The following is a 25729-nucleotide window of genomic DNA, read 5'->3' on the forward strand; positions in this document are numbered from 1 at the left end:
GAGTAGGCCTCTGCGACCCGCCGCCTCCGCAGGCGTCCAGCGCGAGCGCCAACGCGGGGATCACAAGAATGTCCGCACGCGACGGATTCTCCCGGCGCCGGCGTATCGCCCTTTCCAGGCGTGCCTGCAGGAGTTCAATTACGGTTGCTGATTTAGACATGAGCCTGCCTCCTTAACGAGCAAGTTCGGTTGGTTGATCCAATGAGCCCTCCCGGGCATACGTCAACTGGCGGAGCCCTCCCCGGCCTGTTGGCGCAATAGTATAACTTTGCATCCTGTCAAACAAGTGCATTGTGCAAATTATAGAGCACACAATCTCGGTATGTATAGGTGAATCGCCTCTTCCCCGGAACGGGGCTCTCAAATTGTTCTGACCGGCTGATCGCTTCACCCGACTAACCAGTCACTTGAGAGAGTAGGCGTTGCATTTCCCCTCGATCAACGGAATTCCTTAAGGGTTTTCCAATGATCACTCTGCTTGGTTGGCATGATTCTACACTAAAAAAACCGCGCAAGTCATTATTTTCATCAAGAAGTTTCAACCCGCCCGGAATCGAAGCACGTCGCCGTCGCGGACTGTGTAATCGCGCCCCTTGAGGTCGGGCCGGGCCTGCGGGGTGCGGGTGAAGGCCTGCCAGGGCGTGACTTCGGCGCGCACGAAGCGCTGCTGAAAATCGGTGTGTACGCGGCCCGCGGCGTGGTGGGCGGTTTGGCCTTGCGGGATAAGCCAGGCGCGGGCCTCGGAGGGGCCCGCGGTGAAGAAGGTGTTGAGGTTCAGAAGGGTGCGCAGCGCCTGCATGAAGCGCTGGAGGGTTTCGTGCGGGAGGCCGAGGCCTTTGCGCAGGTCCTGCTGCTCTTCTTGCGGCATCGCGGCGAGCTCCGATTCGAGCTGCGCGGTGACGCGAACGGTGGTTGAGTTGTGTTGTGCGGCATATTGCTCGGCCTGGTCGGCCGGGCCGCCTTCTGCGAGGTGTTCTTCGGCGACGTTGAGGGCGTAGAGCGTGGGTATCGCGGTGAGTAGCTGGGTGTCCGGGAGGGCGAGCGTTGCACGTTCGTGGGCGCTTCCCTCAGCCAGATGTTTGTGGACCGCTTCCAGTTCTTCCACGCGCTTTTTGAGGTCCGGATCGCCGGACTTGGCGCGGCGGCGGGCGGAGTCCAGGGCGCGCTCTATTGTTGCGAGGTCCGCTAGCGCCAGTTCGGTGTTCACGGTTTCGGCGTCATCGACGGGATCGACGGCGCCGGTTACGTGCGTTATGCGGCCGGATTCGAAGCAGCGAAGCACGTGCACGGCGGCGTCGGCCTCGCGCACCTGGGCGAGAAAGCGGTTGCCCAGCCCCTCGCCGCGCGACGCGCCCTGCACCAGGCCGGCCACGTCCACTAGTTCGAGCGTGGCCTGGACGATGCGCTGCATGCCGGCGGCCTGCGCGACCGCGTCGAGCCGCGGATCGGGGATGGGCACGCGCGCGACGTTCGGGTCGATCGTGCAGAAGGGCCGGTTCTCGGTGGGGACTTCGGCGGCGGCCAGGGCGTTGAAGAGCGTGGACTTGCCCACGTTGGGCAGCCCGATGATCGCGGCTTTCACTCGGGGGGTTCGGTGTGGAGTTGGGTCATGGCAGCCTGCATTCCTTTTATATATAGGGTGTCGAAGGCTTCGAGGGCGTCCTGCATGGCTTCTTCGATGGCTTTGCTCTCGGCGGCCGTGGGTTTCGACAGTACATAAGGAGTAACGCGGTCCTTGTCGCCGGGGTGCCCTACTCCCAGGCGCAGGCGCTGGAAGTCGGGTCCGCAGTGGCGGATCACGTCGCGCAGGCCGTTGTGGCCGCCATGGCCGCCGCCGGACTTGAGCCGCGCCGCGCCGGGAGGCAGGTCGAGGTCGTCGTGGACGATGAGGGCGGCCGTCGACGCCAGCTTGAAATAATCGAGGACGCCGCGCACGACCTGGCCGCTCGAGTTCATCCAGGCCAGCGGCTTGATCAGCATCACCCGCGCGCCTTCGATGTCGATGCGGGCGGCGGCGGCCTGGGCGCGCTTGTCTCCGGAGAAAGCCGGCGCCTTGTGGCGCTCGGCAAGCAGGTCGATGAATCGAAAGCCGGCGTTGTGCCGGTCGTGAGCGTGATCGGGCCCCGGATTGCCCAGGCCGAAGACCAGTTCGGGCGGGGCTTCAGCCCTCTCCAGAGGATTCCTCTTCGGCCGGCGCCTCTTCGCCCTCGCCCTCGGCGGCCTCGGCCTCTTCGTCGAGCAGCTCTTCGTCTTCGTCCGGTTCGTCCACCTCGGCGACGCGGCGCAGGGCGATGGAAACCACCGGGTGGTCGGTGGCGCCGTGAATGCGCTCGTTCACCGCCACGCCTTCCGGAATGTCGAGGTCGGACAGGTGCAGCATTTCGTCCAGCTCCACCTCGGCCAGGTCCACTTCGATCTGCTCCGGCAGGTCCTTCGGCAGGCAGATGATGTGCAGTTCGTTCAGCAGGTGGGATACGCTGCCGCCCATCTTTACGCCCGGCGACGCCTCGACGTTCAGCAGGGTGATGGGCACGCCCATGCGGATGGTCTCCTCGTCGCGGACCCGCTGCAGGTCGATGTGCAGCACCGCGTTGCGGGACGGATGGCGCTGCACGTCCTTGACGATGGCCGGCTGCGACTTGTCGCCCACGCGGATGTTCAGCACCCGCGAGCGGAAAGTGGGGTCCTCGAGCCGCCGATTCAGGATCTCGGACGAGAACGACAGCATGCGCGCGGGACGCCCGGCGCCGTACAGCACCGCCGGCGCTTTACCTTCGCGGCGCGCGCGGCGCGCCGAACGCTTGCCGCGTTCGTCGCGAAGCTCGCCTTCGAGATCGATCATGGTGGCCATGGCGCGCGCGATTTTACTCCATCGCACGCCCGCGAGCGACACCGACGGAACGTCCCGGCCGCGCCCCGCGCTGCTGGAATGCCGCGCCGGAATGCGGCACCGGGAAATGTTTCCGCGGAAACACTTTCCAGGAGAGTCTTTTAGCGGAGCGCCACTGCTGCGAAAGCAAGGATAAGCGCAGCCAGCGAGGCGCCCTGAATCCAGAGCGCTCGAAAAATATCGGCGCGCAATTCCTCGATGTCAGCCTTTCTTTCCTTACGTGAGGTCGCGATTTGGCCTTCCAGCCGCGCAAAATCGGCCTTCGTTTCCGTGCGCACGTCCGCGATACCGGACCTTGTTTCGGCGCGCAAGTCCGCGATGCCGGACCTTGTTTCGGCGCGCAATTCCGCGATGTCGGCCTTTGTTTCGGCGCGCAATTCCGCGATGTCGGCCTTGGTCGCCATGTTCGTCTCAACCTGAAACGAAAGCCGTTCCAGGGCTTTGACCATCTGGATGTTGAGCGGCGCCCTGCTTACCAGATCCACCATCGCCTCCGCCTGCGTTGTCGGGCAGCCGGCCCGTTCCAATTTCCGTATTTCGGCATGCGTGTCGAAAGTTACTTCAGACATTTTTTCCTCCTTGAATACTCGCTGGACAAACCACTGCGGTCGATCCTTCCCGCTTGGTTTTAGCCGAGACGGGATCGTGGTGTCAAGCGAAAGCGCGGGGCGCCCTCCTATGGAGCGGTGGAGGCGGCGGCGGTGGTGGGGTGGCGCTTGCGCAGCGCCTGCACGGCGCGCGTCACGGTGCTGGCGGGGCGGGTGCGGCCGGCGAGCATGGCGTAGACGCAGGGCACTATGTACAAGGTAAGCACCACCGAAACGAGCACGCCGCCCAGCACCACCACGCCCAGCGTCCGCCGGGCCGCGGAACCGGGGCCGTCGCTGACGATCAGCGGGATGGTGCCGCCCACCGTGCACATGCTGGTCATCAGCACCGGGCGCAGCCGGGTGGTGGCGCCTTCGAGCACCGCCTGAACCACCGGCATGCCGCGGTCGCGGAGCTGGTTGGAGAACTCCACGATCAGGATGCCGTTCTTGGCCGCCAGGCCGATCAGCATGATGCAGCCGGTGAGGCTGAACACGTTCAGCGTGCCTCCCACGACGTTCAGGCCCAGCATGCCGCCGGCCAGCGCCAGCGGCACCGTGAGCAGGATGATGAACGGGTGGATGAAACTCTCGAACTGCGCCGCCAGCACCAAAAAGCAGATCAGCAGCGCCAGCAGGAAACTGAAGTAGATCTGGCCGCCGGATTCCACGTATTCGCGCGACTCGCCGTCGTAATCGATGCTCAGTGATTCGTCCTGCACTTCCTCGGCGATAACCGTGTTCATGAAGTTCAGGGCCTCGCCCAGCGAGTAGCCGGGCACGAGGTTGGCGGACAGCTTGATGGAACGCTGGCGGTTGAAGCGCTGGAACTGGCGCGGACCCGAGCTTTCCTCCAGCCGCACCAGGCTGGCCAGGGGCACCAGGTCGCCGGATACCGAGCGCACGTAGATGTTGTTGAGGTCCTGCGGCGTCACCCGGTCCTCCTCGGAGGCCTGCAGCACCACGTTGTATTCCTCGCCGCGGTCGATGAAGGTGGTGACGCGGCGCGAACCCAGCATGGTCTGCAGCGTCTCGCCCACCTCGCGCAGCGACACGCCCAGGTCGGTGGCGCGGGCGCGGTCCACGCCCACCTTGATCTGCGGCTGGGCCTCGTAGTAATCCGAGGTCATGCCCAGGATTTGCGGGTTCTCGCGCACCCGGTCCAGCACCCGGTCGCGCCACTGGGCGATCTGCTCGTATTCATTGCCGCGCAGCACCACCTGCAGCTCGCGGCCGCCGCCCATGTTGAGGCTGGGCGGCAGGAAAACCATCGCGCGCACGCCCGGCAGCTCGGCCATCGGCCCGCGCATCTGCCCGGCAATCTCCATTGCGGTAAAGCGGCGCTCGTCGTGCGACTCCAGCGGCATGTACATGAAGGCCGCGGTAATGTCGCTGCCGGCGCCCCAGCCTCCGGTGCGGATGATGGTGCGGCGCGCCTCGCCGGCTTCCACCTGGCGTATCGCGATGTCTTCGATCTGCGAGATCTGATCGTCCATGTAGTCGAAGCTGGCGCCTTCGGGGCCCTGCACCATTACGATCATCATGCCGCGGTCTTCCAGCGGCGCGTATTCCTGGGGCAGCTGTTCGAACAGGTACCAGCCGCCGGCCGACACCAGCGCCACCAGCACCAGCGCCATCCACGGCGCGCGCAGGGCGCGGGTCATGCCGGAACGGTAGGCGCCGGCCAGGGCGCGGAAGGCCTGACCGCGCTTGCGGCCGCGTTCGGACGAGGTGACCTGCGCCTGCGATCGCATCATCCGCGAGCACATCATGGGCACCAGGGTGAGCGCCACCAGCGAGGAAAAGACCACGGCCGACGCCAGCGCAATGCCGAATTCGCCGAACAGCACGCCGATGCGCCCGGGCGCCAGCGCCACCGGCAGGAACACCGACACCAGCACCACTGTTGTGGCGATCACTGCGAAGCCGATCTGGCGGCTGCCGTCGATGGCCGCCAGCAGCGGCGGGCTCCCCTGCTCGCGATGGCGCACGATGTTCTCCAGCACCACGACGGCATCGTCCACCACCAGGCCAATGGCCAGCACGGCCGCCAGCAGGGTGAGCGTGTTGATCGTGTAGCCCAGCACCGCCATGACCATCGCCGCGGCGATGATGGATACCGGGATCGTGAGTCCGGGAATGATGGTGGCGCGCCAGGAGTTGAGGAACAGCAGCATCACCATCAGCACCACGCCCAGGGCGATGAACAGCGCCTTGATCACTTCGATCATGGACTTGCCCACGAACTCGGAGAAGTCCACGTTCACGTCCATGTTGATGTCGTCGGGAAGCGTGGACTGCAGGCGGTCGACTTCATCGATCACGGCCTGGTTGACGGCCACGATGTTGGCCTGGGCCTGCGGCACGATCCCCAGGCTCACGCCGGCCTGCTTGTTGGAGCGGGCGATGGAACGCGTGTCCTCCGGCTCAAGGCGCACGTCCGCGACTTCGTTGAGGCGCACGAAGCGGCCCGAGGCGCCGCGCCCGATCACCAGAGCGCCGAAGTCTTCCGGCGTGTCCAGGCGGGTCACCGCGCGCAGCGTGAATTCGCGGTCCACCGACTCGATGCGGCCGGCCGGAAGCTCCACGTTCTCGCGCCGCAGCGTGTTCTCCACGTCCTGCACGGTGAGACCGCGGGCGGCCAGGGCGTCGCGGTCCAGCCACACGCGCATGGCGGGGCGGCGACCGCCGCTCAGGCGTACCGAGGCCACGCCGTCCACCACGCCGAGGCGGTCCACGAGATTGCGCTCGGCGTAGTCGGTCACGTCCATAACCGAGCGGGTGTCGCTGGACACGTCCACGTACATCGTGGCGTCCATCATGTTGTCCTGCTTGGTGATCTGCGGCGGATCGGCCTCCTGCGGTAGAGCGCGCAGCACCCGCGAGACGCGCTCGCGCACGTCGTTGGCGGCACCGTCGATATCGCGGTCGAGGTCGAATTCCATCGTGATGCTGGAGCGCTCGTCCTGGCTGCGCGAGGTCATCTTCACCATGCCTTCCAGGCCGGCCACCTCGTCCTCGAGCACCTGGGTGATGCGGCGTTCGATCACGTCGCCGGACGCGCCGGTGTAGCGCGTGTCGATGGACACCACCGGCGGCTGCACGTCGGGGTACTCGCGCACCGACAGCGTGCTGCCCGCCAGCAGGCCGAGAATCAGCAGCACCAGGCTGATCACGGCGGCCAGCACCGGGCGGCGCACGGAAATATCGGAAATCAGCATGGGCCGGGGTCGGCTAGGTGCGGGCGTGCGTCACTGGCGCGGACCCGCGGGCGTGCGCGCGCCGGCGGCGCTGCCCCCGGTGGGCGGTCCGGTGGGGGCGCCGGCCATGCGCACCGGCAGTCCGTCGCGGATCCGCTGCACGCCCTGCGTAACGATCTGTTCGCCGGGCTCAAGGCCGTTGATGATTTCCACCTGGCCGGGGCGGCGCGAGCCCAGCGTCACCTGGCGCTCCTCGGCGCGGCCCTCGTCCACCACATAGACGAACTGGCGCCCCTGGCGAGGCACCAGGGCCCCCTCGGGCGCCAGCACCACGTTCTCGCGACGCCTTGAAATGTCCACCTGCAGGAACATGCCGGGCTTGAGCGCCCGGTCCTCGTTGGGCATCAGGGCCACTACCGCCAGCGAACGGGTCATGGGGTCCACGCGGCTGTCCACGCTCGTGACCGTGCCGGTGAAGGCGCGGTCCGGCCAGGCCGCCGCGTTCGCCTCGATGGCCAGGCCCTCGCGCATCACCGAGAGGTATTCCTCGGGCACCGAAAACTCAAGCTTCATCACGGCCGTGTCGTCGAGCGTGGTGATTACGGTGGCGGGCTGCACGAGGCCGCCCACGCTGACCCTTCTCAAGCCCACCTCGCCGGAGAATGGCGCGCGGATGATGGTGTCCTCGAGGCGGGCGCGGGCCGAATTCACCTGGGCCTCGGCCACCTGGAGCTGCGCCTGGATTTCCTCCAGTTCCACTTCGGACACCACCTGGCTGGCGGCCAGCGTTTCCAGGCGCCCGAAGCGGCTGCGCCGCTCCCTCAGGTTGGCCTCCGCCAGGTCGAGGTCGGCGCGAATCTCGCGGCTGTCGAGTTCCACCAGCACCTCGCCTGAGTTGACGCTCTGGCCTTCCTCGAAGTGGATGACGGCGACCACGCTGGAAATGCGCGGCGTAACGTCGATGGCTTCGTTGGCGCGCGCGGTGGCCAGCGCCGTGTATTTGTCGGTGATGTCGCCCAGCAGCACGGCTTCCGTGACCACCGGCGGCGGCCCGCCGCCGAATCGCGCCATGTTATTGGCCGTGTCGTCTCCCCCGCAGCCCGCAAGCAGCAGCGCGAGCGCCGCGAGTGCCGTCAGCTTGGCTGCGGCGGCGTTTGTTCGAAGGGCGTTTTGGGGCCGGGAAAGGGACATGGTGCGAGGAAACAATTCGGGTTGTCCGCCAAAGCGGATTTGACCCTCCCCCCATTGTAGCGTCCCGCCGAAACCGGACGCCTTTTCCCCACTGGACCAGGGCATCCTGCCCTCATCCCTCCTTCCTGGAATCTTACTATACGATATATCTCTTGGGGCGCACCGGAGGACAGACCATGGTCACACCGTTTCGAAACCTTTGCGGTGGTCTCATGCTGGCGCTTTTCATCCTGGCCGGCGGCGACGCCATGGCGCGCACCGTCAAGGGCGTCAAGGTCACCGACCAGATCTACATGGCCACCGACATGAGCCGCACCTTTCTGGTCGTCACCCCCGATGGGAACGTGGTGATCGACACGACCACGCGGGATTCCGCGCCGCGCCACTACCAGGTGCTGCGGGAGATGAGTTCGGCGCCGGTGAAGTACATCCTTCTTACCCACGCGCACGAGGACCACGTGGGCGGCGTGCACCTGTGGAAGGAAGAAGACACCGAGGTCATCGCGCAGAGGCGGTTCGTGGAATACATGCACTATCGCGAACGGCTCGCGGGCTTCTTTCAGCACCGGAACGAAGGCCAGTTCCTCGCCCCGCCCAGGGAGGTGAAGTCGAAGGGCAATTTCGCCGCGGAGATCCCGACCACGATACTGTTCGACGACAAGTACGAGTTCGAGTTCGGCGGGCTGACGTTCAAGATGATGCACACGCCGGGAGAAACCTGGGACCACGCGACGGTGTGGATCCCGGAGCTGAAGGCGGCGTTCATCGGCGACAACTACTACAGCAGTTTCCCGAACATCGCCGCGTTGCGGGGCGCCCCGCCCCGGTTCGCGCTGGATTACGTCAATTCCATCGACATCGTGCTCGCGCTGGACCCGGAACTGGTGCTGGTGGCGCACGCGCCGCCGCTGGTGGGGACCGACGAAATCCAGTCGAAGCTGGGCGACTACCGCGACGCGATCGAGTACGTCCATGATGCGACCGTGCGCGGGCTCAACGAGGGCAAGGGCGTCTTTACCGTCATGAACGAGGTCAAGCTGCCGGAGCGGTTCGAAATCGACGAATCGTATGGCGGCGTGGCCTGGAGCGTGCGCGGCATCTACCACGGCTACGCGGGCTGGTTCGACGGCGAGCCCGCCACGCTGCTCTCGGAATCGCCCGACGTGAAGACCCGTGAGCTGGTGGAGCTGGCAGGCGGCGTCGATGCGGTCGTTGCGCGCGCCGAGGAGCTGGAAGACGAAGGCGACCTGGTGCTGAGCCTGAACATGGCCAACGCGGCGCTGGCGGTGGACCCGAACCACCCGGGCGCGCTGGCCGTGCGCGTGTCGCTGCTGACCGAGCTCGGCCGCAACGAAAAGAACTTCAACGCCCGAAGCTGGATCGGCTACCACCGCCGCCAGGCCGCCAAACGCCTCGCCGCCCAGCAATAGCCTGGTAGCGAGGGCGCGCCGGGTCAGGCGGGATAGCATAAATCCACGCAAACGGGCGCCATTTTTGCTTCGCGTTGACTTGGGGGAGTGCTAGACTCGTTTCACTGGCGCCCAACAGGGCGGAGGACAACGGAATGACGAACGAACTGGTCGCCATATTGGGCATGGGCATCACCATTCTCGGAAGCATCGGCTTCGCCTGGAGGGACCTGCACCGGGATCTCAACGGTGTAAGTTCCCGGTTTTCTTCCCTGGAGCAGAGGATCGCAAGAATCGAAGGTTGGCTGGATGGCTGGCGCGCGCCGTATCCGGGCGCCGGCGATCAGGCGCAGTCGTAAAGCTCCCGGGGGTTTTCAGCCGCCGAACAGGGCGTTGTACATGATGATGAGGATGGCGGCGGGGGCGACCCACCGCAACAGCGCCAGCCATAGTGTGAACAGCTTGCCGGGCTGCCAGCCCAGTTCGCCGAGCAGGAGCGAGCGCTTCATCTGCCAGCCGGCGAACAGCGCCATCAGCGCGCCGCCCAGCGGCATCATGATCGTGGCCGTGAGGTAGTCGATCAGTTCGAAGGGGTTCTTGCCGGCAACGACGTTCCACTCCGCGCCTTCGCCGAACGAAAGCACCGTCAGCCAACCCAGCCCCCACAGCGTGACGCCCACCGACAAGGTCGCCGCCCAGCGGCCGAGTTGCAGGCGTTCCTGCACCAGCGTCACCGCGGCTTCCATCAGCGCGATGGCCGAGGTCAGCGCCGCGAACCCCAGCAGCAGGAAGAAGATCGAGCCGAAGATGGTCCCGCCGGGCATGCCCCCGAAGGCGATCGGCAGCGTCAGGAACACCAGCGAGGGGCCGGAGCCGGGCTCCAGCCCGTTGGCGAACACCAGCGGGAAGATCGCGATGCCGGCCAGCACCGCCACGCCGGTGTCGGCGATCGTAATGCCCACGCAGGTCTGCGGAAGCGAGACCTCGCGCGGCGCGAAGGCCCCGTACATCATCATCAGCCCCATGGCCACGCCGATCGAGAAGAAGGCGTGGCTGATGGCCTCCAGCGCGGAGGCCGCGGTGAGCTGCTCGAAGCGGAAATCGAACATGAAGTTGAGGCCCGCGGCGGCGTCCCCTTCGATCAGCGCGTAGGCGATCACGGCCAGCAGCAGCAGGAAAAGCAACGGCATCAACAGCCGCACCGCCGCCTCGATGCCGCGGCGGACGTTCCGGCCCACGATCAGGCAACTCGCAAGCATGAACAGCGTGTGCCAGGCGCCCAGCCTTAGAGGGTTTTCGTTGAGGCCGGCGTTCAGCGCCTCGGCGGATTCCCGCGTCAGCCCCTTGAACGCGCCGCCCGCCGCCAGGAACAGGTAGTCGATTGTGCTGCCGGCGATCACGCTGTAGAAGCTCATGATCAGGTAGCCGGTCAGAAGGCCCATGCCGCCCACCAGCCCCCACGCCGCCCAGCGGCCGCTCTCGGTGGACACGTTGGCCATGGCCGTGAACGGACTGGCGCGCCCGTGGCGCCCGATTGCGACCTCCACCGACAGGATGGGCACCGCCACCAGAAAAGCGGCGACCAGGTAAACGAACACGAAAGCGCCGCCCCCATTCTCCCCCATGATGTACGGAAAACGCCAGATATTCCCCAGCCCGATCGCGCCCCCGACCGAGGCAAGCAAAAAAGTACGCCCCGAACTCCAACGCCGGGCGGAAGTGTTCTGTTTCATGTTCTGCGTCATGCGCTACCTGTCACTTCTGAAATCCGCCCGCATCATGCCACACGCCCCGCACGCAAGGGGGTGGGGTGCGGGCGCGCAGGAGATGTTTCCGCGGAAACACCTGCGCAAAGTCGTGAGGGGTCAGTCGATTGCGCCCGCTTCGCGCAGGGCGGGAAGCTATTCCCCGGCGCCAACGGCGGCGCGCAAGGTGGCGATAGCACCCTTCACGCCTTCAATGAGTTCCATGCTCGGATTGTCCAGGTCAAGGAGGTAATCCCGAGTTTCAAGGGCCAGTTCCAGCGGCGTATTGCCCCACTTGTCTCTTGCCTTCACGTCCGCTCCCAGGGCAATAAGCGATTCCTGGACAGTTGGCCATGCCTCTGACGAAACACTCGGCGACCGAAGGATTCTGCTGCCCTGCGGAACAATACGGATATACGAGGAACTGCCGGACGCCCGGTGCAAAGGCGTTTCCCCGGAATCGGTCCTGGCCTCCAGTTCAGCTCCGGCGCTCGCCAACAACTCCACGTGCTCGAAGCTCAATGCGTCGTGCAGGGGCGTGCGCCCACGGTGGTCGCGCGCGTTCACGTCCGCGCCGTTTTGAAGCAGCGTTTCGATAGCGTCCAAAGCGGTGCGCCGATGCAGGGGCGTCCGTCCCCGGTCATCAACCGCAGCCACATCAGCGCCGGCTTTCACCAGGACGCTTACGACAGCTGCGCTCTCGGCCCTGTGCAGAGGCGCGGCGTTGCGCTCGTCTCTTGCGTTCGGGTTTGCTCCCTCCTCCAGACATCGCTCTACGTCTGCGGAAGTGGCCGCACTGAAGAACTCGTACGTATTCCAGGTTCCGCAATTCAGAATCGGCGACGCAGGCACGACTGTCGTCAGAACCTGCGATTGACATGCAGGAAGAACCACGCAGGCGACCAGGGCCAGACTGATTCCTACAACTCCCCGATGCCGCATCCGGAAATACTAACGGCAAGAGAGCCTCACTAGGCGGCGCGGGCGGCATGGGCGCACGAGAGATGTTTCCGCGGAAACACCTGCGCAAAGTCGGGACGGGTCAGTTGGTTGCGCCCGCTTCGCGCAGGACGGCAATGATCGTGTTTGATGCGCTAGAGCGGCTCTCGGTCCGGCTGCTGCTGCTCGGCGCGGTTTGTCATGAAATCTTCGCTCGCTCCCGCGCCTTCCATAAAGAAACTGTCCCACGCGTGGCCTGCGGGCAATCGAATACGGTCGGGTTCCTTCTTGCGCACTTGAACTGCCTGAGTGCGGTTGTTCTCGAATTCGGATTCAATGGGCAAGCCGGTTCTCCGCTGCTGGATACAGCCTATATGTAGCACAACAGAGTTGGGCGGGGAAGTCATGCGCAGCACATCCTGTCCGGCTGCGAACGCGCGGTTTTATTGTGCACGATCAGGGCAAATAAAAGTAGTTTAAAAGGTTGATTCCATTGGTGAATCATGCTATAGTTCAGGCTCATCAACGGATTGACACGGAGCCCCGAAATGGACCTTCATCACACTCCTTCCCACGCCCCTGTTCGCGATGCCGAGCCTCTCCCGGCAGACGCTGTTTACCCTTCTCCGGACGCCGATGTGCGTAGGGCCGAGTGGCAGCGCAAGGAAAAGGCGCTCGGCGCACTTGAGGTGCAGATCATGGAGTTGTGGGGGAACATCAACGCGGCCACCGCGCGATTCCTGGAGTTGGTCGCGGAGTTCGACCGCATGGAAGGCTGGGCCCAGCACGGCATGGCGAGTTGCGCCCAATGGCTGGGCTGGCAATGCGGCATCGGCCGGGTGGCGGCGACCGAGAAGGTGCGCACGGCAAGGGCCCTGGAATCGCTGCCGAAGATCTCGGCGGCCTTCGGCGAGGGCCGCCTTTCGTATTCGAAAGTGCGTGCGCTCACGCGGGTGGCGACGGCGGAGACGGAAGACACCTTGCTGCACATTGCCTTAAATGGCACGGCGGCGCACGTGGAGCGCACGGTGCGGGGTTTTCGGCGGGTCAAGCGTGATCTTGAACGTGACGAAGCCGAAGCCCTTCACGATCAGCGCCACCTGTTGTGCTGGCGGGAGGCCGATGGCGGCGTGACGCTGCAGGCCCGCCTGACGCCGGAGGTGGGCGAGTTGCTGTTCAAGGCGTTGGACGCGGCACAAGCGCAGCTGGAAGAGCGGAGCGAGGAGGCGGTGAAGACCGAGCCTCCGATTCCGGTCCGCGAAGATGTTTCCGCGGAAACACCTTCACCAGGCTTCGGTCAGCGGCGTGCGGATGCCTTCGAGCACATGGTTCAGCAGTTTCTGGCCGGGAGTGGTTCGGGTTCCAGCGCCGGCGCACACGAAGTCGTCGTGCATATCGCGCACGACGCCTTGTGTGACGTGCCCGAGAGCAGCGGTGCGGAATTGGACAACGGCCGTCCTGTGGCGGTTGAGACGGCGCGGCGGTTGGGTTGCGACGGCGCCCTGGTGGGCGTGGTGGAAGGCGCGCAGGGCGAGCCGTTGGCGGTTGGGCGCAGGACGCGCGCCGTGCCGCCGGCGATCCGGCGCGCATTGCGCGTTCGCGACGGTGGCTGCCGCTTTCCGGGCTGCGACCGTTCCCGTTATGTGCACGCCCATCACATCAAGCATTGGGCCGATGGCGGTGAGACCAACCTGGGCAATCTCGTGACCTTGTGTTCGTTTCATCACCGGCTGGTGCATGAGGGGGGTTATGGCGTTCGCGTGGACGAGGGCGAGATTTGGTTCACGCGCCCGGATGGTGGGGTGATCCCTCCGGCTGGCAAGCTACACGGGGGGTGTTTCCGCGGAAACACTTGTGCCAAGTCCGGAAACACTTGCGCAGGGTCCGGAAACACTTGCGCCAAGCCCGGAAACTTCTGCGCAGCTGGCGGCGCGGAGCAGCTGGAGGCTTTCAATCGAGCCCGCGGGCATACCATCGACGCCGGAACCGCACGTTGCCGCTGGCGCGGAGAGCGTATGGACTACGACATCGCGATCGACGGGCTATGCCGGGAGGCGGGCCATACTTGACGGGGCGGCCTCCCGCCCGGAGTTTGCTCCGAGGGAGGGCGGGGCGACTTGGCCGCAGCGATGGCTCTAATGGATGTCGGGACGGCTTCTGGCCCAGGGCCGCTCCCCGGGGAGGGCGGGACGGCCTGGACCCTGGGCTTGCTCCAAGGGTGGTCGAAGCGACCTGGGGGCTATTCGGGGCTTGCGTCTTCTACCAGGCGGACGACGGCCATGGGGGCGGCGTCGCCGGGGCGGTGGCCTTTTTTGAGGATGCTCAGGTAGCCGCCGGGGCGTTCCTTGAAGCGGGGGCCGAGGTCGTCGAACAGTTTGCCGACGGCCTTTTTGCTGCGCAGGCGGTTGAACGCGAGGCGCCTCCTCGCCACGCCGTCTTCGCCAGCCAGCGTGATCAGGGGTTCCACCACGCGCCTCAGCTCCTTGGCCTTGGGGACGGTGGTGGTGATGCTCTCGTGCTCGATCAGCGAGGCGGCCATGTTGCGGAACATGGCGCGGCGGTGGTCGCTGGTGCGTCCCAGGCTGCGGCCGGACTTGCGGTGTCGCATGACGGAACCTCTCGCTCGGACGAACGGCTAGGCGGCGGTCTTCAGGCCCGCCGGCGGCCACTCGGGCAGCTCGGAGCCCAGCTCCAGACCCCGCTCGCCCAGCTTCTCCTGGATTTCCGTCAGGGAGCGCTTGCCGAGGTTGGGCGTGCGCAGCAGTTCGGCGTCGGTCTTCTGCACGAGGTCGCCCACGAAGTGGATGTTCTCGGCCTTCAGGCAGTTCACCGAGCGGGCGTTGAGCTGCAGGTCCTCGATCGGCGACATGTAGAGCTGGCGCAGTTGCGGGTCGATGCCCATCAGGCCGACGTTCTCGCTCGGCGCAAGGTCCACGAACACGGTGAGCTGGTCGCGCAGGATTTCGCCGGCGCGGCGCACGGCGTCGCCCGGATCGATGGCGCCGTTGGTCTCCAGCTCCACGATCAGGCGGTCGAGGTCGGTGCGGCGCTCCACGCGCGCGGCCTCGACGTCGTAGCTGACGCGCCGGACCGGGCTGAACGAAGCGTCGAGCTGCAGCCGGCCCATCGTGACGCTGCCCTCGGTGACCTCGGCCATGCGCGTGGCGGGGCGGTAGCCGCGGCCGGTGGCCACGGTCAGGCGCATGCTCAGCTCCACGCCGGAAGTCAACGTGGCGATGTGCTGGTCCGGGTTGACCACCTCGACGTCATGGTCGGTGGCGATGTCGCCGGCCGTGACCTGGCCCGGCCCCTTCTTCACCAGCATCAGCTCGGCGCTGGCGCGCGCGTGCATGCGCACGGCCACGTCCTTGAGGTTCAGCAGGATCTCCACCACGTCTTCCTTGACCCCCTCGATGGAGCTGTATTCATGCAGCACCTCGTTCTGGATCTCGGCCTCGATGATGGCGGCGCCCGGCATGCTCGACAGCAGCAGGCGGCGCAACGCGTTGCCCAGCGTGTGGCCGAAGCCGCGCTCCAGCGGCTCTATCGTGATGCGGGCGCGGTTCGGGTGGCCGCGCTCCTCAACGCGAACGATGCGGGGCTTCAGGAAGGTATGTACTGATTGGTCCATGGCGCTTGCACTCCTGCTACTTGGAATAAAGCTCTACAACCAGGCTTTCGTTAATGTCGGGCAGGATCTCCTCACGCTCCGGCAGGCTCTTGACCGTGCCTGAAAGCGCTTTCGGATCCACCTCCAGCCACTCGGGGAAGCCGAGCTGGCGGGCGATCTCCAGGGCGTTCTGAATCCTGAGCTGCTCCTTCGCGCGCGGATGCACGGCAACGACGTCGCCCGCCTTGACCTGGTAGGACGGGATGTTGACCGCGCGGCCGTTGACCTGGATTCCGCGGTGCGTGACGAGTTGCCGGGCCTCGGGCCGGGTGGCGCCGAATCCCAGGCGATAGACGATGTTGTCCAGGCGGCCTTCCAGCAGCCTCAGGAGGTTATCGCCGGTGGAGCCCTTCTGGCGCGCGGCGCGCTTGTAGTAGTTGCGGAACTGCCGCTCGAGCACGCCGTACATGCGCCTCAGCTTCTGCTTCTCGCGAAGCTGCAGGCCGTAATCGGAGATGCGCCCGGGACGCTGGGTGCTGCGCGCGCCGGGCACGCGGTCGTGCCGGCACTTCTCCTCGAGCGAGCGCACCCGGCTCTTGAGCAGCAGGTCGGTGCCCTCGCGCCGCGAGAGCTTGCATACGGGTCCGGTGTAACGGGCCATGCCTGGCGCCTCCCTAAACGCGGCGCCGCTTGGGGGCGCGGCAGCCGTTGTGCGGGATGGGGGTGACATCCTCGATGTGGGTGATGCGGAAACCGGCGGCGTTGAGCGCCCGGACCGCGGACTCGCGCCCGGGGCCGGGGCCGCGCACCCGGACCTGCAGGTTTGCCATGCCCATCTCGCGGGCGCGGTTGGCGGCGCGCTCGGCCGCCACCTGGGCGGCGAACGGCGTGGACTTGCGCGAACCGCGGAAGCCCGAGCCGCCGGAGGTGGCCCAGGACAGCGCGTTGCCCTGCGGGTCGGTGATCGTGATGATTGTGTTGTTGAACGACGCGTGGATGTGCGCGATGCCGTCCACGACATGGCGCCTGGCCGCTTTCTTACGGGGTTTGGGTTTTGCCATCTCGATAACCCCCTACTTGCGGATGGGCCGGCGCGGACCCTTGCGGGTGCGCGCGTTGGTGCGGCTGCGCTGGCCGCGCACCGGCAGCCCGCGCCGGTGGCGCAGTCCGCGGTAGCAGCCCAGGTCCATCAGCCGCTTGACGTTCATGGAGTTCTCGCGCCGCAGGTCGCCTTCGAGCTGGTAGCGGGCCACGCTGGAGCGGATGCGTTCGATCGCGGGCTCGTCCAGGTCCTTGACCTGCACGTCGGGCTGCACGTTCGAGAGCTGGCAGATCTCCAGGGCGCGGGCGGGGCCGATCCCGAAGATGTGCGTGAGCGCCACCCGCACGTGCTTGTAGACGGGCACATTGATGCCGGATATGCGCGCCATGCTCAGCCCTGCCTTTGCTTGTGCCGCGGGTCCGTGCACAGGACCCGGAGCACGCCCTTGCGCCGCACGATCTTGCAGTTGCGGCAGATCTTCTTTACCGATGCGCGTACTTTCATGCTTGCATCTCCTTCAACCCGTCAGCCCGGCCCTCAGCGCGGGCCCCTGCGCCCGTACGAGCCGAGATTGGCTTTCTTCATCAGGCCCTCGTACTGGTGCGACATCATGTGCGCCTGCAACTGGGCCAGGAAATCCATGGTGACCACCACCATGATGAGCAGCGAGGTGCCGCCGAAATAGAACGGCACCTGCCACTGCATGATCAGCAACTCGGGCATCAGGCACACGCCGGTGATGTAGATGCCGCCCCACAGCGTAATCCGGGTCAGCACCCGGTCGATGTAGTTGGCGGTCTGCTGGCCGGGGCGGATGCCGGGAATGAATGCCCCCGAGCGCTGCAGGTTCTCGGCGGTGTCGCGCGCATTGAACACCAGCGCGGTGTAGAAGAACGCGAAGAACATGATCAGCGCGCCGTACATCATCACGTAGATGGGCTGGCCCGGCGCCAGCCGCGCGCCCAGCGTCTGCAGCCAGCTGAAGCCCTCGGCCTGGCCGAACCAGGAGGCCAGCGTGGCCGGGAACAGGATGATGCTACTGGCGAAAATCGGCGGGATCACGCCCGACATGTTGAGCTTGAACGGCAGGTGGCTGGACTGGCCGGCATACATGCGCCGGCCCTGCATGCGCTTGGCGTAGTTGACCGGGATGCGCCGCTGGGCGCGCTCCACGAACACCACGAAGGCGATCACGGCCAGGATCAGCAGCATCAGGATCAGCGCGAAGGCGCCGTTCAGCTCGCCGGTGCTGACCAGTTGCAGGGTGCCGCCGAAGGCCGACGGCAGCCCGGCCAGGATGCTGGCCAGGATGATTATGGAAATGCCGTTGCCGATGCCGCGCTCGGTGATCTGCTCGCCCAGCCACATCAGGAACACGGTGCCGGTGGTGAGCGTGATGGCCGCAGTCATCACGAAGCTGGGGCCCGGGTTGATGACCACGCCCTGGCCCTGCAGCGCCACCGACATGGCCATCGACTGGAAGGCGGCCAGGATCACGGTGAAATAGCGGGTGTACTTGACGATCTGGCGGCGGCCGGACTCGCCTTCCTTGCGGAGCTGGGCGAGCGTGGGCACGACCACTCCGGCAAGCTGCATGATGATCGACGCGGAAATGTAGGGCATGATGCCGAGCGCGAAGATCGACATCCGCTCCAGCGCGCCGCCGGAGAACATGTTCATCATGCTCAGGATCGTGCCTTCCTGCTGCTGGAAGAACTGGGCGAGCGCGTTCGGGTCGATGCCGGGCAGCGGGATGAACGCGCCGATGCGATAGACGACCAGCGCGCCGGCCAGGAACAGCAGGCGCTTGCGCAGGTCGCCGAAGCGCGTGGCCTCGCCGAGCGCCGCGGCGGGGTTGAACGTGCCGGCCTGTCCGCGCCTGGCCATCAGCTGAGCTCCTCGATGGAACCGCCGGCGTCCTCGATGGCTTTGCGAGCCCCGGCCGTCGCGGCGATGCCCACGAGCTTCACCGGCTTCTTGACCTCTCCGCTCAGGAACACTTTCGCGGCGCGCGCGTCGAAGCGCGCCAGGCCGCGGTCCTTGAGCAGCGCCAGGTCAACGGTCTTCTCGCCCAGTCCGGCGATCTCGCTGGTGCGCACGCGGGCCGTGTAGCGCGCGGTGCGCGAAGCGAAGCCCACCTTGGGCAGGCGCCGCTGCAGCGGCATCTGGCCGCCCTCGAACCCGCGCATGACGCCGGAGCCCGAGCGCGAGCCCTGGCCCTTGTGGCCGCGGCCGCAGGTCTTGCCGCCGCCGGCGGATGCGCCGCGGCCCACGCGCTTGCGGTGCTTGCGACCGCCGGGTTGCCCGAGCGAGTTGAGCATCAGTCGAGCTCCTCGACGTCGAGCATGTACCCGACCTTGCGCGCCATGCCGAGGTTCTCGGGCGTGGCGGGCACGGTCACGGTCTGGCGGATGCGCCTCAAACCCAGGCCGCGCACGCAGGCCTGGTGCTTGCGCAGTCGCCCGTGCAGGCTGCGCTTGAGCGTGATCCGCACTTGCTTTTCAGCCTTGGCCATCACGCAACGATCTCCTTGACGGACTTGCCGCGGGTCCGCGCGACCTGGCCCGGCGAGCGGGCCTCGTGCAGCGCCCGCACGGTGGCGCGCACCACGTTGATCGGGTTGCGCGAGCCGTACGACTTGGCCAGCACGTTGCGAACGCCGCAACATTCGAATACGGCGCGCATCGCGCCGCCGGCGATGATGCCGGTGCCTTCGGCGGCCGGCTGCATGTACACCTTGGTGGCGCCGTGGCGCCCGGTCATCGCGTAGTGCAGCGTGCCGCGCTTGAGCTTCACGGACTTCATCTCGACGCGCGCCTGGGCCAGCGACTTCTGGATCGCCAGCGGTACTTCGCGGGCCTTGCTGTGGCCGAAGCCGACCTGCCCGGCGCCGTCGCCGACCACGGTCAGCGCGGTGAAGCCGAACTGCCGGCCGCCCTTGACCACCTTGGCCACGCGGTTGACGTGCACCAGCTTCTCGAGCAGGTCTTCGCGGGATTCGTTGTTGTTCGCCATAACTCGCGTTTCTCGCTAAAACTTGAGCCCGGCCTTGCGCGCGGCGTCGGCCAGTGCCTTGATCCGCCCGTGATACCGGAAGCCCGAGCGGTCGAAGGCGACGCTCTTGAAGCCGGCCTCGACGGCCTGCTCGGCAAGCTGCTTGCCCACGGCCTTGGCGGCTTCCACGTTGCCGGTGTTCTTCACGTCCCCGCGCAGCTTGAGCGTCGAAGCCGAGGCCAGCACCTTGCCGCCGCCGGGCTCGATGAGCTGGGCGTAGATGTGCCGGGGCGTGCGATGCACGCTGAGCCTCGGCGCTCCCAGCCGCGCGATCCGCGCGCGCGTCTTGCGGGCGCGCCGGGCGCGGGCGATCCTCTTGTCGATGGCCATGACGCTACACCCCGCCTACTTCTTCTTGGCTTCCTTGAGCCTCAGTTGCTCGCCCCGGTAGCGCACGCCTTTGCCCTTGTAGGGTTCGGGCGGACGCAGGGCGCGGATTTCGGCGGCCGTCTGGCCGACGAGCTGGCGGTTGATCGATTCGAGCACGATCTCGGTCTGCGAGGGCGTCTTTACCGACACCTTGTCCGACACCTTGTATTCGATAGGGTGCGAGAAGCCCAGTTGCAGGGCCAGCGTGCTGCCTTTGGCCTCGGCGCGGTAGCCGGTGCCGACGAGCTGCAGGCGGCGCTCGAACCCCTGGCTGACGCCGGTGAACAGGTTGCGCACGAGGGCGCAGGTGGTGCCGGTCATGCTGCGCGCCAGGCGCGAACCGGAACGCGGGGCCACGACCACCGCGCCGTCGTCGAGCTTCATTTTGATCTCGCTGTGCACGGTCATCGAATCCTCGCCCCTGGAACCCTTCGCGGTCAGCGTGCCGTTGGCCAGACTGGCGGTGACGCCGTCGGGGACGGGAATCGGTCGTTTGGCCAGACGGGACATGGTTCAGCTCACGACGCAGAGCACTTCGCCGCCCTGCCTCGCCGCGCGCGACTCGCGGTCGCTCATCACGCCCTTGGAAGTGGAGATCACGGCCACGCCAAGGCCGCCCATTACGCGCGGCAGATCGTCGGCGCCGCGATAGACTCTCAAGCCCGGCCGCGAGGCGCGCTCGAGCCGGCGGATGACGGGCTCGCCCTGCTCGTACTTGAGCTCGATGCGCAGCGTGCGCTCGGGCCCCGGTTCGCCGGTGGCCTCGTAGCCCTCGATATAGCCCTCCGACTGAAGCACGCGCGCGATGGACTCCTTGATCGTCGAGCCGGGCATGGACACGTTGTCGTGCAGCGCCGCCTGCGCGTTGCGGATGCGCGTCAGCATGTCGGAGATCGGGTCTTGCATGCTCATGCCGACACTCCTACCAGGACGCCTTGCTCACGCCGGGGATGTTGCCGAACATCGTTTCCTCGCGCAGCTTGTTGCGGCTCAGGCCGAACTTCTTGAAATAGCCGCGCGGCCGGCCGGTAATCGCGCAGCGGTTGCGCAGGCGCACCGGGCTGGAGTCGCGCGGCAGGCGCTGCAGCGCCTCGAGCGCTTTGGCCAGATCGTCCGGGCTCGTGGAGCGGTCGGCGATGATGCGCTTGAGCTCGGTCCGGCGCTCGCGGTAGCGCTCCACCATGCGCCGGCGCTTCTTCTCGCGTTCCACCATGCTCTTCTTGGCCATGCGCTTACCTCTTGAAGGGAAACTTGAACTCATCGAGCAGGGCGCGGCCCTGTTCGTCGTTCACCGCCGTCGTGGTGATGGCGATGTCGAGGCCGCGGATGACGTCGATGTTGTCGTAGTTGATTTCGGGGAAGATGATCTGCTCGGTCACGCCGATGCTGTAGTTGCCGCGACCGTCGAAGGACCTGGGGTTCAGCCCCCGGAAGTCCCGGATCCGCGGGATGGCCACGTTCACCAGGCGCTCGACGAAGTCGTACATCCGCGAGCGGCGCAGCGTGACCTTGCAGCCCAGGGGGTAGCCTTCGCGCACCTTGAACGCGGCGACCGAACGGCGCGCGTGGGTGATCACGGCGCGCTGGCCCGCGATCAGGGTCAGGTCCTCGGCGGCCTTCTTGACCGCGCCGCGATCGGAGATCCCCTCGCCCACGCCCATGTTGAGCGTGATCTTGGCGAGCTTCGGCGCCTGCATGGGATTGCCCAGGTTCAGCCGCTCCACCAGGCGCGGCGCCATTTCGGTGCGGTAGGACTGTTCGAGCGCGTTCATACGGTGTCGATGACCTCGCCGTCGCTCTTGAAGTAGCGCACGCGCTGACCGTCGGCCAGCGTCTTGATGCCGGTTCGCCCGCCTTTCTCGGTGACGGAGTTGTAGAGCGCCACGTTGGAGACGTGCAGCGGACGCTCTTCCTCGACGATGCCGCCGGGCAGGTTCTGCTGCGGGTTGGGCTTGCGGTGCTTGTGCACCAGGTTCACGTTCTCGATCAACACGCGGTCCTCGCCGACCAGGCGCGTGACGACGCCCCGCGCGCCGCGGTTGCGGCCCGTGGTGACGATCACTTCGTCGCCTGTCTTCAAACGCTTCATGACGCTACAGCACCTCCGGGGCCAGGGAGACGATCTTCATGAAGCGCGCGGAGCGCAGCTCGCGGGTGACGGGGCCGAAGATGCGCGTGCCCACCGGTTCCAGGCGCGGGTTCAGCAGCACCGCGGCGTTGCCGTCGAAGCGGATCAGCGATCCGTCGGGGCGCCGCACTCCGCTGCGGGTGCGCACCACCACGGCGTGATACAGCTCGCCCTTGCGCACGCGCCCGCGCGGCACGGAGTCCTTGACGGTCACGCGGATCACGTCGCCGATGCGCGCATAGCGCCGGCGCGACCCGCCCAGCACCTTGATGCACTGCAACTTTCTCGCGCCGGAGTTGTCGGCCGCGCTCAATACGGTTTGGGCTTGAATCATGACCGCGGATCCTCACTCAGTCGCTGCTCCCGTCCGCGCGCCGAAGCACGCGCACCAGCCTCCAGGACTTGCGGCGCGACACGGGGCGTCCCTCGGCGATCGCGACGAGGTCGCCTTCGCGCGAAGTGTTGTCTTCGTCATGGATCAGCATGCGCGTGGTGCGCCGCACGTATTTGCCGTACATGGGGTGCTTCACGAGCCGCTCCACGGCCACCCGCCGGGTCTTGTCGGACCCGCCTGGCAGGACCCGCGCCATGCGTTCCGAGGCGCTCATGATGCGGCCTCGCGCATTACCGTCTTCACCCGGGCGATGTCACGGCGCAGCTGGCGGTGGCGATGCACGCGCGCCTCCTGCCCCGTGGCCTGGCTCAGGCGCATCTGCAACTGCTCGCGCCGCAGTTCGAGAAGACGCTGCCGGAGCCCGGCGGCGTCCAGTTCCCTGATTTCGGAAGCCTTCATTGCAGTTGCCTGTGTACGAACGCGGTATTGACCGGCAGCTTCGACGAAGCCAGCCGGAAGGCCTCGCGCGCCAGCGGCTCGGGCACGCCCTCGATCTCGTAGAGCATGCGGCCGGGCTGAACCAGCGAAACCCAGTATTCGACGTTGCCCTTGCCCTTGCCCTGGCGCACTTCCAGCGGCTTCTGGGTGATGGGCTTGTCCGGAAAGATGCGGATCCAGACCTTGCCGCCACGGCGCACGTGGCGGGTCAGCGCGCGCCGCGCCGCCTCGATCTGGCGGGCGGTGATGCGGCCGCGGGTGGTGGCCTTGAGGCCGTACTCGCCGAAGGCCACGAAATTGCCGCGCTGGGCCAGGCCGCGGTTGCGGCCCTTGTGCATCTTGCGGTACTTGGTGCGCTTGGGCTGCATCATGACGGCGTTACCGGGGTTTCGGGCGTCTCAGGGGCAGCCGGGGTTGCCGGCGTGGCAGCGGTTGCGGGCGTCGCGGGAGTCGCTGGCGTTGCCGGAGTCACGGGAGCCGCGGGGGTTGCCGGTGTCGCGGGCGTGGCCGGGGTAGCAGGCGTTGCCGGCGTCGCGGGCCTGGGCTCGGCGCCGGTCGGCGTCTCGGCGGCGCCGGCCGTATCGGTGGGCGAGGACTTCTCGCCACGGTAAATCCACACCTTCACGCCCACAACGCCGTAGGTGGTGAAGGCTTCCGCCAGGCCGTAATCGATGTCGGCGCGGAACGTGTGCAGCGGCACGCGGCCCTCGCGGTACCACTCCGAGCGCGCGATTTCGGCGCCGTTCAGCCGCCCGGCCACCTTGACCTTGATGCCCAGCGCGCCGAGCCGCATCGTGGTGCTGACCGCGCGGCGCATGGCGCGGCGGAACATCACGCGGCGTTCGAGCTGCGAGGCGATGTTCTCGGCCACCAGCCGGGCGTAGAGCTCGGGCTTCTTGATCTCCTTGATGTTCACCCGCACCTGGTGCAGCTGCGTGTCGATCAGCTTGGCGAGGTCGCGCCTCAGCCGCTCGATGTCCTCGCCCTTCTTGCCGATGACGGTGCCGGGGCGGGCCGTGTGGATCTGGATCTGGGTGCTCTCGCGGTGGCGCTCGATGTCGATATGGCTGACCGCGGCGTCCTTGAGACGCTTGCGCAGCATCTCGCGGATCCGGTAGTCGGACTCGACCAGCGCCGGGAAATTCTTCGAATCGGCGTACCAGGTGGACGACCACGGCCGGGAGATGCCCAGCCGGATGCCGATGGGATTGACTTTCTGGCCCATGGCTAGCTCTCGTCTTCCTCGCTGTCCCACCCCGACCCGCGCTGATCGGACAGGGTCAGGCTGACGTGAGTCTGCGGCTTGAGGATGCGCGCGCCGCGGCCGCGGGCCCGGGCCCGGTAGCGGCGGAAGGGCTTGGCCTCGTCCACCAGGACCTTGCTGACATACAGTTCGTCGATGTCGGCGCCGAAATTGGTCTGCGCGTTGGCGATGGCGGAATTGAGCACCTTGCCCAGGAGCTGCGCCGCGCGCCGGGGCGTGAACGCCAGGGCGTTGGCGGCTTCCTCGACGTGGCGGCCGCGGATCATGTCGGCGGCCAGCCGCGTCTTGCGGGTCGAGATGCGGGCGTAGCGCAGGCGGGCGGAAACTTCCATCGTCATTCTCCGGGGGACTTTGGGCCTGTCAGCCCTATTCCTTGGCCTTGCGGTCGCCCGAGTGGGCGCGGAAAATGCGGGTGGGCGCGAACTCGCCGAGCTTGTGGCCCACCATGTTCTCGGAAATCAGGATCGGGATATGGTCGCGCCCGTTGTGCACGGCGATGGTGAGCCCCACCATGTCGGGCACGATCATCGATCGGCGCGACCATGTCCTGATCGGGCGCGGGCTGCGGTTGGCCGCGGCCACCTGCACCTTCTTCATCAGGTGCAGGTCCACGAACGGGCCCTTGCGAAGCGAGCGGGGCATCACTTGCCCTTCCTGCGCCGCACGATCATGCGCTCGACGCCCTTGCGGCGGCGGGTGCGGTAGCCCTTGGTGGGCACGCCCCAGGGACTGACCGGGTGGCGCCCGCCCGATGAGCGGCCCTCGCCGCCGCCGTGCGGATGGTCCACCGGGTTCATGGCCACGCCGCGCACCGTGGGACGGATGCCCCGCCAGCGCTTGACGCCGGCCTTGCCGTCCTTGCGCAGGCCGTGCTGGTCGTTGCCCACCTCGCCGATGGTGGCGCGGCAGACGACCGGCACCTTGCGCATTTCGCCGGAGCGCATACGCAGCGTGGCGTGCGGCCCCTCGCGGGCCAGAAGCTGCGCGGAAGCCCCGGCGGCGCGGGCCAGCTGGCCGCCCTTGCCGGGCTTCATCTCGATGTTGTGGATCTGCGTGCCCAGCGGAATCCGGCTCAACGGCAGGCAATTGCCCACCCGGATCGGCGCCTCCAGGCCGGACATGAGCTGCTGGCCGGCCTTGACGCCGTTCGGCGCCAGGATGTAGCGGCGCTCGCCGTCGGCATAGACCAGCAGCGCCAGGTGGGCGCTGCGGTTGGGGTCGTACTCGAGCCGCTCGACCCGCGCGGCGATGCCGTCTTTGTCGCGGCGGAAATCGACCACGCGGTAATGGCGCTTGTGCCCGCCGCCGCGGTGCCGGGTGGTAATGCGCCCGGCGTTGTTGCGTCCGCCGCGGCCGGGCAGCGGCTTGGTGAGCGGCCGGTACGGCGCGCCCTTGTGCAGTTCGGGCGTGACCACGCGCACCGCGAAGCGCTGTCCGGGCGACGTGGGATTGAGTGGTTTCAGCGCCAT

General features: G+C 66.8%; 36 protein-coding genes. 3 read left to right on the forward strand and 33 right to left on the reverse strand.

The features are described from left to right. Positions 1–538: 538 nt before the first annotated feature. The 6 genes from ychF to F4Y72_06590 form a co-directional block, all read right to left on the reverse strand. A complete protein-coding gene (gene ychF, locus F4Y72_06565) occupies positions 539–1636 on the reverse strand; it encodes a redox-regulated ATPase YchF (GenBank protein MXZ27952.1) in 1098 nt (365 codons plus the stop codon). After that, positions 1579–2175, reverse strand: a complete 597-nt coding sequence (locus tag F4Y72_06570) for an aminoacyl-tRNA hydrolase (GenBank protein ID MXZ27953.1) — start codon at positions 2173–2175, stop codon at positions 1579–1581. Before F4Y72_06570 ends, ychF begins: the two co-directional genes overlap by 58 nt. After that, entirely contained in the window at positions 2162–2851 is a 690-nt protein-coding gene (locus tag F4Y72_06575) for a 50S ribosomal protein L25/general stress protein Ctc (GenBank protein ID MXZ27954.1), read from the reverse strand. The genes F4Y72_06570 and F4Y72_06575 overlap by 14 nt, the downstream gene beginning before the upstream one ends. A gap of 140 nt (positions 2852–2991) precedes the next feature. Beyond that, positions 2992–3459 (reverse strand): hypothetical protein, encoded by a 468-nt coding sequence (locus F4Y72_06580; protein MXZ27955.1) that lies wholly within the window; start codon positions 3457–3459, stop codon positions 2992–2994. A 107-nt stretch (positions 3460–3566) separates the two neighbouring features. After that, on the reverse strand, positions 3567–6698 hold the full coding sequence (locus F4Y72_06585; protein ID MXZ27956.1) for an efflux RND transporter permease subunit: 3132 nt from the start codon (positions 6696–6698) through the stop codon (positions 3567–3569). 30 nt (positions 6699–6728) lie between these two features. Beyond that, the gene (locus F4Y72_06590; protein MXZ27957.1) at positions 6729–7973 is read right to left on the reverse strand and encodes an efflux RND transporter periplasmic adaptor subunit; all 1245 of its coding nucleotides are present in this window, start codon (positions 7971–7973) and stop codon (positions 6729–6731) included. A gap of 71 nt (positions 7974–8044) precedes the next feature. Here F4Y72_06590 and F4Y72_06595 point away from each other — a divergent pair, with 71 nt between their 5' ends. Together F4Y72_06595 and F4Y72_06600 are read left to right on the forward strand one after the other, a co-directional pair. Continuing rightward, positions 8045–9298, forward strand: coding sequence for an MBL fold metallo-hydrolase (locus tag F4Y72_06595; GenBank protein MXZ27958.1), 1254 nt, complete (start codon positions 8045–8047; stop codon positions 9296–9298). Between the two features lie 134 nt (positions 9299–9432). Further along, positions 9433–9636, forward strand: coding sequence for a hypothetical protein (locus F4Y72_06600; GenBank protein ID MXZ27959.1), 204 nt, complete (start codon positions 9433–9435; stop codon positions 9634–9636). Positions 9637–9651: 15 nt separating this feature from the next. Here the strand turns inward: F4Y72_06600 and F4Y72_06605 are convergent, their stop codons facing one another. From F4Y72_06605 to F4Y72_06615, 3 genes are all read right to left on the reverse strand, one after another. Then, entirely contained in the window at positions 9652–11010 is a 1359-nt protein-coding gene (locus F4Y72_06605; protein ID MXZ27960.1) for a sodium-dependent transporter, read from the reverse strand. A 168-nt stretch (positions 11011–11178) separates the two neighbouring features. Further along, positions 11179–11964, reverse strand: a complete 786-nt coding sequence (locus tag F4Y72_06610; GenBank protein MXZ27961.1) for a hypothetical protein — start codon at positions 11962–11964, stop codon at positions 11179–11181. A 152-nt stretch (positions 11965–12116) separates the two neighbouring features. After that, complete coding sequence (locus F4Y72_06615) at positions 12117–12305, reverse strand: AbrB/MazE/SpoVT family DNA-binding domain-containing protein (GenBank protein MXZ27962.1); 189 nt, start codon at positions 12303–12305, stop codon at positions 12117–12119. Between the two features lie 204 nt (positions 12306–12509). Between F4Y72_06615 and F4Y72_06620 the strand changes: the two genes are divergently transcribed. Next, on the forward strand, positions 12510–14030 hold the full coding sequence (locus F4Y72_06620; GenBank protein MXZ27963.1) for a DUF222 domain-containing protein: 1521 nt from the start codon (positions 12510–12512) through the stop codon (positions 14028–14030). A 170-nt stretch (positions 14031–14200) separates the two neighbouring features. On the opposite strand, the gene F4Y72_06625 is transcribed toward F4Y72_06620, so the two are convergent. Genes F4Y72_06625 through rplB form a run of 24 tightly spaced genes read right to left on the reverse strand, consistent with a single transcriptional unit; the run spans position 14201 to position 25729 of the window. After that, positions 14201–14569, reverse strand: coding sequence for a 50S ribosomal protein L17 (locus F4Y72_06625; GenBank protein ID MXZ27964.1), 369 nt, complete (start codon positions 14567–14569; stop codon positions 14201–14203). Between the two features lie 27 nt (positions 14570–14596). Then, entirely contained in the window at positions 14597–15592 is a 996-nt protein-coding gene (gene rpoA / locus F4Y72_06630; GenBank protein ID MXZ27965.1) for a DNA-directed RNA polymerase subunit alpha, read from the reverse strand. Between the two features lie 16 nt (positions 15593–15608). After that, the gene (gene rpsD, locus F4Y72_06635; GenBank protein ID MXZ27966.1) at positions 15609–16232 is read right to left on the reverse strand and encodes a 30S ribosomal protein S4; all 624 of its coding nucleotides are present in this window, start codon (positions 16230–16232) and stop codon (positions 15609–15611) included. Positions 16233–16245: 13 nt separating this feature from the next. Continuing rightward, positions 16246–16632 carry a 30S ribosomal protein S11 gene (gene rpsK, locus F4Y72_06640; GenBank protein ID MXZ27967.1) on the reverse strand — a complete coding sequence of 129 codons (387 nt, stop codon included), beginning with the start codon at positions 16630–16632 and terminating at the stop codon, positions 16246–16248. A 12-nt stretch (positions 16633–16644) separates the two neighbouring features. Further along, entirely contained in the window at positions 16645–17001 is a 357-nt protein-coding gene (gene rpsM, locus F4Y72_06645) for a 30S ribosomal protein S13 (GenBank protein MXZ27968.1), read from the reverse strand. Positions 17002–17003: 2 nt separating this feature from the next. Beyond that, positions 17004–17117 (reverse strand): 50S ribosomal protein L36, encoded by a 114-nt coding sequence (gene rpmJ / locus F4Y72_06650; GenBank protein MXZ27969.1) that lies wholly within the window; start codon positions 17115–17117, stop codon positions 17004–17006. A 33-nt stretch (positions 17118–17150) separates the two neighbouring features. After that, the gene (gene secY, locus F4Y72_06655; protein MXZ27970.1) at positions 17151–18500 is read right to left on the reverse strand and encodes a preprotein translocase subunit SecY; all 1350 of its coding nucleotides are present in this window, start codon (positions 18498–18500) and stop codon (positions 17151–17153) included. Further along, complete coding sequence (rplO, locus tag F4Y72_06660) at positions 18500–18937, reverse strand: 50S ribosomal protein L15 (GenBank protein ID MXZ27971.1); 438 nt, start codon at positions 18935–18937, stop codon at positions 18500–18502. Before rplO ends, secY begins: the two co-directional genes overlap by 1 nt. After that, positions 18934–19128, reverse strand: coding sequence for a 50S ribosomal protein L30 (gene rpmD / locus F4Y72_06665; protein ID MXZ27972.1), 195 nt, complete (start codon positions 19126–19128; stop codon positions 18934–18936). The genes rplO and rpmD overlap by 4 nt, the downstream gene beginning before the upstream one ends. Beyond that, complete coding sequence (locus tag F4Y72_06670; GenBank protein ID MXZ27973.1) at positions 19128–19628, reverse strand: 30S ribosomal protein S5; 501 nt, start codon at positions 19626–19628, stop codon at positions 19128–19130. Before F4Y72_06670 ends, rpmD begins: the two co-directional genes overlap by 1 nt. 15 nt (positions 19629–19643) lie before the next feature. Beyond that, positions 19644–19991 (reverse strand): 50S ribosomal protein L18, encoded by a 348-nt coding sequence (gene rplR, locus F4Y72_06675; protein MXZ27974.1) that lies wholly within the window; start codon positions 19989–19991, stop codon positions 19644–19646. A gap of 21 nt (positions 19992–20012) precedes the next feature. Continuing rightward, on the reverse strand, positions 20013–20546 hold the full coding sequence (rplF, locus tag F4Y72_06680; protein ID MXZ27975.1) for a 50S ribosomal protein L6: 534 nt from the start codon (positions 20544–20546) through the stop codon (positions 20013–20015). A 3-nt stretch (positions 20547–20549) separates the two neighbouring features. After that, positions 20550–20948, reverse strand: coding sequence for a 30S ribosomal protein S8 (rpsH, locus tag F4Y72_06685; protein ID MXZ27976.1), 399 nt, complete (start codon positions 20946–20948; stop codon positions 20550–20552). Between the two features lie 10 nt (positions 20949–20958). Beyond that, a complete protein-coding gene (gene rpsN / locus F4Y72_06690) occupies positions 20959–21264 on the reverse strand; it encodes a 30S ribosomal protein S14 (GenBank protein ID MXZ27977.1) in 306 nt (101 codons plus the stop codon). Positions 21265–21268: 4 nt separating this feature from the next. Beyond that, positions 21269–21808, reverse strand: coding sequence for a 50S ribosomal protein L5 (gene rplE, locus F4Y72_06695; protein MXZ27978.1), 540 nt, complete (start codon positions 21806–21808; stop codon positions 21269–21271). Further along, entirely contained in the window at positions 21805–22125 is a 321-nt protein-coding gene (gene rplX, locus F4Y72_06700) for a 50S ribosomal protein L24 (GenBank protein MXZ27979.1), read from the reverse strand. The genes rplE and rplX overlap by 4 nt, the downstream gene beginning before the upstream one ends. Before the next feature lie 4 nt (positions 22126–22129). After that, on the reverse strand, positions 22130–22498 hold the full coding sequence (gene rplN / locus F4Y72_06705) for a 50S ribosomal protein L14 (GenBank protein ID MXZ27980.1): 369 nt from the start codon (positions 22496–22498) through the stop codon (positions 22130–22132). A gap of 16 nt (positions 22499–22514) precedes the next feature. Then, on the reverse strand, positions 22515–22772 hold the full coding sequence (rpsQ, locus tag F4Y72_06710) for a 30S ribosomal protein S17 (protein MXZ27981.1): 258 nt from the start codon (positions 22770–22772) through the stop codon (positions 22515–22517). Continuing rightward, positions 22769–22957 (reverse strand): 50S ribosomal protein L29, encoded by a 189-nt coding sequence (gene rpmC, locus F4Y72_06715; GenBank protein MXZ27982.1) that lies wholly within the window; start codon positions 22955–22957, stop codon positions 22769–22771. Before rpmC ends, rpsQ begins: the two co-directional genes overlap by 4 nt. Then, positions 22954–23367, reverse strand: coding sequence for a 50S ribosomal protein L16 (gene rplP / locus F4Y72_06720; protein ID MXZ27983.1), 414 nt, complete (start codon positions 23365–23367; stop codon positions 22954–22956). Before rplP ends, rpmC begins: the two co-directional genes overlap by 4 nt. Next, positions 23364–24221: a 30S ribosomal protein S3 gene (gene rpsC, locus F4Y72_06725; protein MXZ27984.1), complete on the reverse strand. Its 858-nt coding sequence runs from the start codon at positions 24219–24221 to the stop codon at positions 23364–23366. The genes rplP and rpsC overlap by 4 nt, the downstream gene beginning before the upstream one ends. 2 nt (positions 24222–24223) lie before the next feature. Then, entirely contained in the window at positions 24224–24592 is a 369-nt protein-coding gene (locus F4Y72_06730; protein ID MXZ27985.1) for a 50S ribosomal protein L22, read from the reverse strand. Positions 24593–24626: 34 nt separating this feature from the next. Next, the gene (gene rpsS / locus F4Y72_06735; protein MXZ27986.1) at positions 24627–24902 is read right to left on the reverse strand and encodes a 30S ribosomal protein S19; all 276 of its coding nucleotides are present in this window, start codon (positions 24900–24902) and stop codon (positions 24627–24629) included. Further along, complete coding sequence (rplB, locus tag F4Y72_06740; protein ID MXZ27987.1) at positions 24902–25729, reverse strand: 50S ribosomal protein L2; 828 nt, start codon at positions 25727–25729, stop codon at positions 24902–24904. Before rplB ends, rpsS begins: the two co-directional genes overlap by 1 nt.

Source organism: Gammaproteobacteria bacterium (assembly GCA_009838035.1).
GTDB lineage: Bacteria > Pseudomonadota > Gammaproteobacteria > Steroidobacterales > Foliamicaceae > Foliamicus.